This window comes from Pseudomonas sp. P110(2024), from assembly GCF_057480795.1.
The window spans coordinates 1-401 of the sequence record NZ_JBLIYT010000043.1 but is presented as its reverse complement, the minus strand read 5'-3'; the positions used below and the strand labels follow the sequence as shown (position 1 = coordinate 401).

Here is a 401-nt window from a genome sequence, read left to right as displayed (position 1 = left end):
GGCTCATGCTGCTGATCACATTGTTGGCCTTCAGGAAGCTTTGCCAATCTGAGCTACTGAACTGACTGCCTTGGTCTGAGTGAATCATCACTTGCTGCTGTGGCTTGCGTCGCCACACGGCCATCAGCATGGCGTCGATGGCCAGGTCGCTGCTCATCCTGGGCTTCATTGACCAACCAATGACTTGGCGAGAGAACAGATCCAACACTACCGCCAGGTACAGCCACCCTTCATAGGTGCGGATGTAGGTGATATCGGTCACCCAGACCTTATTCGGCTCACTGACCTTGAACTGCCGGGCCAGATGGTTGGGCGATGCCACTGTTGGTTTTCCGCCATAAAACCCAGGACGACGGCGATAGCCCGTTTGCGAACGCAGCCCCTCTGCCTGCATCAAGCGA

General features: G+C 56.1%; 1 protein-coding gene. It reads right to left on the bottom strand.

The genetic code is table 11. The features are described from left to right. On the bottom strand, window positions 1–401 hold a 401-nt coding region (locus AC25ND_RS26405), incomplete at both ends, for an IS3 family transposase (RefSeq protein WP_486976684.1).